Raw genomic sequence first — 5166 nt, 5'->3', positions numbered from 1 at the left:
CACAATTTCTGCGAAAGCTGCAACCGGGTGCGGCTGACCTGCACGGGCCAGCTCTTCATGTGCCTGGGACAGGAGGATACGGCTGATCTGCGGGCGCCGGTGCGTGCCTTGGAGAGCAACGACCTTCTCGACCGGGCCATCGTCGATGCCATCGCCCGCAAGCCGAAGGGCCACGATTTCATCATCGACCGCCGTAATCGCCCGGCGGTCGGGCGTCACATGAGCATGACAGGGGGCTGATGCCATGGGAAAGCTGGTGTGGAGAGCTTGCTGCGGCTAGGTTCCACTGATGCACCTTCCTGCCACTGCCGAGTTGCTCCTTGCCTTGTGCCTGTTCCTCGGAGCAGCCCTCTACACATCCGTCGGTCATGCCGGTGCGTCGGCCTATATCGCGGCCATGGCCCTGTTCGGGGTGCCCCCGGCGGTGATGCGGCCCACGGCTCTGGTCCTCAACATCCTAGTCTCCGGCCTGACAACCTTCCGTTATGTTAAGGCTGGCCTGTTCCATTGGCGAACCCTGTGGCCCGTCCTGATCGGAGCCGTGCCGTTGGCTTTCGTCGGCGGCTCGATCCAGTTGCCGGGACAGTTCTACCGCCCGTTGGTCGGAGTGATATTGCTGCTTGCTGCCGCCCGCCTCCTATGGTCCGGAAGAGTCAGGATCGCGCCGGAGACCAAGCACATTCCCATCGGTTGGGGGATCGTCTAGGGGATCGGCATCGGCCTGCTGTCCGGCCTGACGGGCACGGGAGGCGGTATCTTCCTGTCGCCCCTGTTGCTGTTCATGGGCTGGTCCGACACCCGCACAGCCTCGGGCATCGTCGCAGCCTTCATTTTGTGCAACTCGTTCGCTGGCCTGCTGGGCAACATCGCTTCGGTACAGGCTCTTCCGGCAGAGCTCCCGCTTTATGCTGGCGCAGTGTTCCTGGGTGGCTTGATCGGCACGACCTTCGGATTAAGACTGGCCAGCCCGGCAATCCTCAAAGCTCTCGGCGTGGTATTGGTCATCGCGGCTCTTAAGATGCTAGGCGTCTACTAACCACATAGGCTTACGATCACTGGCATTGCCACAGTCGGGTGGCTGACCTGATCACGTTCGCATGGCCGGTCGGCAGACCATCTAGGGGAACCCGACGAGGATGATGTTCAGTATCGCCGTGCCCGCCAGAAGGCCGAGAGCTGCGCCTGGGCCTCTCTTAGACTAGGACCGCCTCGAGGGAAGGCGAGACCGCCTGGACCGGAAGGCTTGTCATCGCTAGCCTGCCCACGAGCGATGTGTACCCGGAGGGGCGAAAAGGGTGAAGGAAGCGTGCCCTCTGTGGTGGTTCTCCTCCTGTGAACAGCCTGAGCGGTAGAGTAAGTGCAAATCACGCAGCCCGTCACCTGCCAAGCGTTGCTGCAATGCACGCGAAACCGCGGTGCTCAATTGGTGGAACCCGCGGCAGCCGCTTCCTTCGCGGCGGCTCGGGCAAGTGCATCGACCACAGCATCGAAGGCAAGGAGAACGGAGGCGTGACGGGCTTTCAGATCGCGTACCGGCTTAAGGACGGCAAGGTCCGCCCATTTGCCGGACGGCGGCTGCCCGCTCGCCTTCAGCATGCGGTGGACCTCCTCCCGGACTGTCCGGAGCTCCTCCACGGTCGAGCCGATCACATGCCGCCCCATGATCGACGAGGAGGCCTGACCCAGCGCGCAGGCTTTCACCTCCTGAGCGAAGGCGCTCACGACATTGTCGTCAAGTTTTAGGTGCACTGTAACAGTGGACCCGCACAATTTCGAGTGCGCCTTCGCGCTTCCATGCGCATCTGGCAGCGTTCCCTGAAGCGGGATGTCGGCCGCAAGCTCTAGGATACGGCGGCTGTAGATGTCGTTGAGCATCCTACGCGCAATCCATCGGACGGAGGTACTTGTTCCCGGTGGATCAGATGCCGCATGAAGGCGCCTGTCAACGTTCGGAAAGGTCGCCGGTTCGCATCCCGGTTGCGGTTCAAGGCATGGTGGTGGCAGTATCGACCGTCGAGCGGTCTCTACACACGCTCCTTTATGCTAGGAAATCTCATGCACTCGACCGACGCTGACATCCTGAAGACGGCAGAAGCCTGGAGCCGCGAGGGCAGGAGCGTTGCGATCGCGACTGTGGTCGAGACCTGGGGATCGGCACCCCGACCCGCGGGCAGCCATCTGGTGGTCGATGAGGACACGAACATCCTCGGCTCCGTCTCCGGCGGATGTGTCGAGGGCGCAGTTATCACGGAAGCCATGGATGTGATTGCCGATGGAAAACCGCGCATGATCGAGTTCGGGGTGGCTGACGAGACCGCCTGGCAGGTTGGACTGTCCTGCGGTGGGCGGATCCGGGTTTATGTCGAGCGACTGGATTAGATGGCATGCGCCTGAGCCTCCTGGCAGACCTCAATGCGGAGCGCACCGCCCGGCGCGCCGCGGTCCTCGTGACCGATGTTGCATCCGGCGAGCAGCGTCTCGTCCGGGAGGCGGAGGTTGGAGGCGATCCGCTGGGACAGGAACTGCAGGACAGCCTGCGCTGGGGCAAGAGCGGGCTCGTCGAGCAGGATGGCCGCCAGTTCTTCCTGACCGTGCAGATGCCGCCGATCAGGGTGGTCGTCATTGGCGCTGTCCATATCAGTCAGGCGCTGGCGCCAATGGCCAGGGGCCTCGATCTCGACGTCACAATCATCGACCCCCGTACGGCTTTCGCGACGCCTGAGCGCTTCCCCGATGTGCCGGTGCTCGCGGAGTGGCCCGATGCGGTTCTGCCTGAGATCGGGGTTGACCGGTATACGGCTGTCGTCGCACTCACCCACGATCCGAAGATCGACGATCCCGCGCTCAAAGCCGCCCTGCAGTCGGAGTGCTTCTATATCGGCGCGCTCGGCTCGCGTAAAACCCATGATCGCCGCGTTCAGCGCCTGACTGGGGCTGGATTCACGGAAGTGGATCTCACCCGCATCCATGCGCCCATCGGCCTCGACATCGGGGCCGTTTCTCCTGCGGAAATCGCAGTCTCGATTCTGGCCGAGATCGTCGCGACCCTGCGTAAGGAGCGGAGGCGTTCGGCGTGAAGTTCGGAGAGGTTCCAGTTGAGGAAGCCGTCGGAGCCCTGGCGGCTCACAGCGTCCGGGCTGGCGAGATGGTGGTGAAGAAAGGAACCCTCGTTACGCCGGACATCGCCCTGCGCCTGAAGCAGGCCGGCATTGGAACGATGATCGCAGCCCAATTCGAACCCGGCGACATTGCCGAGGACGCGGCAGCCTTTCGACTGGCCCAAGCGCTCGCAGGAGACAATATCACCGTCGAAGCTCCTTTCACCGGGCGATCAAATCTCTACGCTGAGACCGGGGGCGTTCTTCTTATCGATGCCGACGCGATCCACGGCCTCAATGCCGTCGACGAGGCCATGACGGCCGCAACCCTGCCAGCCTATAAGCCTGTTGTCGCAGGGGAGATGGTCGGCACCGTCAAGATCATTCCCTATGCCATCCCGGAGGTCCTGCTGCAGAAGGGGAAGGACAGGATCGGGAGGGGCGCCTTACGGGTTGCGCCTTACACGCGGCGTACGGTCGGAGTTGTCTCGACGACTCTTCCAGGCCTGAAGTCAGGCGTGATCGACAAGACCCTTGCCGTGCTCGCTAGGCGGCTGGAGCCGACAGGTGCAAGGATCATGCAGGATCGCCGCGTGCCCCACGAGGCGGCTGCCCTGGCGCTGGAATTGGCTTCACAGGCAGTTGGTGACACGGAACTCATTCTCGTCTTCGGAGCCTCGGCGATTGCAGACCGTCGCGACGTCATTCCATCGGCCATTGAGATGGCCGGCGGGCGGGTGGAGCATTTCGGCATGCCGGTCGATCCAGGTAATCTGCTTCTTGTCGGCTTCATCGCCAGCAAGCCCGTGATCGGTGCCCCCGGCTGCGCCCGGTCTTCAAAGGAGAACGGATTCGACTGGATCCTGCACCGCCTTCTGGCAGACGTGCCCGTGACCCGGGCCGACATCATGTCCCTAGGCGTCGGAGGGCTTCTCATGGAGATTGTCTCCCGGCCACAGCCGCGCGAGGGCGGCGAGAGCGAGGGCGAGGAATGAGAGGTGTGGCGGCCATCCTCCTGGCAGCCGGGCGCGGCACCCGTTTCGGCACGGAGCCGAAGCTGCTGGCCCGTGTCGGCGGCAAGGCCCTGGTTCGCCATGTGGCGGAGGCCGCCGTTCAGTCCACGGCCGATCCCGTGACTGTGGTCACCGGTCATCGCGCTGAAGACGTTCTGGCAGAGCTGACGGGACTTCCAGTCCAGATCGTTCACAATCCCCTGTTCGCGGATGGGCTGTCAACATCACTGAAAGCCGGCTTCTCCGCCTTGCCATCGGAGATTCGGGCCGCAATCATCCTCCTCGCGGACATGCCATTTGTGAGATCAGAGCTCGTCGACGCTCTCATCGCTGGCTGGCAGGGCAGGGGCGAGCCGGCGGCTCTTATTCCCGTATTGAACGGTCAGAGAGGCAATCCCGTGGTGCTCTCGCGAACTCTTCAGACCGTGATCGAAGGGCTATCCGGGGATGTCGGCGCAGGCTCGATTCTACGTGGAAGATTGGATGTTCTGGAATGGCGTACCGAAGATCCCGCTATCATTCAGGACATCGATACGCGAGAGGAGTTCACCAAGCACCAATCTTGAACGGGACGGGCTTTAGAGGCGAAAATACCCGATATCTCCCGTGCACAATACCATGATCTGGGGACCGCAACCTCATGCGGGCGTAGTATTGCCCTGCTGATGCTGGCGCAGGATGATGCTTACCAAGCGAGGAGCGTAGCTCATGCCACCCGAAATGGCAGGGCGTCCACTCCTTCCTGCACCCCGTCTGTGGTTCTGACTATGAGATCGGTTCAGTAACCAGCGACTTCCCTGCTGAGGCCTGCGAGATGATGGAAAGAGATGGACAAAACGACCGCTTGGAACCGCGGCCGGGATGAACAATTCGCAGCGTAGGTCATATCCCTAGCCGCACTTTGCCTGCCGAAGGCGACGAGCTGCTGAGCATAAAGCTATCTCGCCAGGGCTCCTCACGGCTCAGCTTTGCCGCACTTAGCACTACAGTTGCACCCTTCGTTTGCGATGTGAGGCTTGCGCCATGGCCTGATGCGCTCGTCTCCAGGCGGATCA

Annotated in this window: 5 protein-coding genes and 2 pseudogenes; 6 read left to right on the top strand and 1 reads right to left on the bottom strand. The window is 62.4% G+C overall.

Annotated elements, in window-relative coordinates; all coding sequences use genetic code 11:
* Together JKG68_RS30895 and JKG68_RS34040 are read left to right on the top strand one after the other, a co-directional pair.
* Positions 1–240: pseudogene (locus JKG68_RS30895) on the top strand (GTP 3',8-cyclase MoaA); the annotation flags it as partial.
* A 49-nt stretch (positions 241–289) separates the two neighbouring features.
* Positions 290–1036, top strand: a pseudogene (locus JKG68_RS34040) (sulfite exporter TauE/SafE family protein).
* A 383-nt stretch (positions 1037–1419) separates the two neighbouring features.
* Here JKG68_RS34040 and JKG68_RS30880 read toward each other — a convergent pair.
* Positions 1420–1875 carry an iron-sulfur cluster assembly scaffold protein gene (locus tag JKG68_RS30880; protein ID WP_202066121.1) on the bottom strand — a complete coding sequence of 152 codons (456 nt, stop codon included), beginning with the start codon at positions 1873–1875 and terminating at the stop codon, positions 1420–1422.
* Between the two features lie 180 nt (positions 1876–2055).
* Between JKG68_RS30880 and JKG68_RS30875 the strand changes: the two genes are divergently transcribed.
* From JKG68_RS30875 to JKG68_RS30860, 4 genes are read left to right on the top strand one after another with little or no spacing between them, the layout of a single operon-like run.
* Positions 2056–2379 carry an XdhC family protein gene (locus JKG68_RS30875; RefSeq protein WP_202066118.1) on the top strand — a complete coding sequence of 108 codons (324 nt, stop codon included), beginning with the start codon at positions 2056–2058 and terminating at the stop codon, positions 2377–2379.
* Between the two features lie 5 nt (positions 2380–2384).
* A complete protein-coding gene (locus JKG68_RS30870; protein WP_202066116.1) occupies positions 2385–3077 on the top strand; it encodes an XdhC family protein in 693 nt (230 codons plus the stop codon).
* Entirely contained in the window at positions 3074–4093 is a 1020-nt protein-coding gene (locus JKG68_RS30865) for a molybdopterin-binding protein (protein ID WP_202066114.1), read from the top strand. Before JKG68_RS30870 ends, JKG68_RS30865 begins: the two co-directional genes overlap by 4 nt.
* Complete coding sequence (locus tag JKG68_RS30860; protein WP_202066112.1) at positions 4090–4677, top strand: nucleotidyltransferase family protein; 588 nt, start codon at positions 4090–4092, stop codon at positions 4675–4677. Before JKG68_RS30865 ends, JKG68_RS30860 begins: the two co-directional genes overlap by 4 nt.
* Positions 4678–5166 lie beyond the last annotated feature (489 nt).

This window comes from Microvirga aerilata (assembly GCF_016743775.1).
In the GTDB taxonomy this organism is placed as follows: Bacteria; Pseudomonadota; Alphaproteobacteria; order Rhizobiales; family Beijerinckiaceae; genus Microvirga; species Microvirga aerilata.
This window is presented reverse-complemented; position numbering and strand designations above follow the sequence as displayed.

Bases quoted from the DNA above. Each gene is read 5' to 3' on its own strand.
- JKG68_RS30880 (WP_202066121.1), bottom strand. From the start codon at position 1,875: ATGCTCAACGACATCTACAGCCGCCGTATCCTAGAGCTTGCGGCCGAC.
- JKG68_RS30875 (WP_202066118.1), top strand. From the start codon at position 2,056: ATGCACTCGACCGACGCTGACATCCTGAAGACGGCAGAAGCCTGGAGC.
- JKG68_RS30870 (WP_202066116.1), top strand. From the start codon at position 2,385: ATGCGCCTGAGCCTCCTGGCAGACCTCAATGCGGAGCGCACCGCCCGG.
- JKG68_RS30860 (WP_202066112.1), top strand. From the start codon at position 4,090: ATGAGAGGTGTGGCGGCCATCCTCCTGGCAGCCGGGCGCGGCACCCGT.